This is a genomic window from Mucilaginibacter sp. P4_G9, assembly GCF_056400985.1.
In genome coordinates, this window is sequence record NZ_JBFUKF010000958.1 from 1 (window position 1) to 525 (window position 525).

Annotated in this window: 2 protein-coding genes; both read right to left on the reverse strand. The window is 35.6% G+C overall.

What is annotated here, in order from left to right; genetic code table 11:
- A partial coding sequence (locus AC1DPZ_RS28785; protein WP_477409980.1) for a hypothetical protein occupies positions 1 to 184 on the reverse strand: 184 nt, incomplete at its 3' end.
- Between the two features lie 88 nt (positions 185 to 272).
- Positions 273 to 525, reverse strand: a 253-nt coding sequence (locus tag AC1DPZ_RS28790; RefSeq protein ID WP_477409982.1) for a sigma-70 family RNA polymerase sigma factor, incomplete at its 5' end; no start/stop codon positions are given.

Here is a 525-nt window from a genome sequence, read left to right on the forward strand (position 1 = left end):
GAAACATTAAGTCGGTATTTGAATAGTGCTCCTCGTTTTTAACCAAATAGGTTTTAAAGAAATTATTTTGCTGTTTGCAAGTGTTATCGTTTGCAACCAGGAAACTGAATTCTTCTAATTCTCCTGCATTAATCTCGCCGGAGAGTTTTTTTGAAAGCAGTTCAATAAATCTTTCGTTAACCATTTAATTGTGCAAGTGGGCTTTTTTTAGATAGGACAACGTTTTTTTTAAAATTGCCTACAAGCTTTAAAAAAAAATTTAAAAAGAATTGCTATAACAACGAAAGTCCTATGGTGTGGTGATCAGAAGAAGCCTTTTCGGCCGATTTTGCAGACAACTGATGCGTAGAAAGTATAACGCTCAGTTTTTTTATAGCCCTGAAAAGCTGGGTTTGCACAGTACGCGGTGATATGTTTAAAATTTCGGCAACTTCTTTGTACCTCATGCCGTCCTCCTTAATAAGTTTAAAAATTATACAAGCCTGCTGGGGTAGGGATGCGATTGCTTTATCCAATAAAAAATGG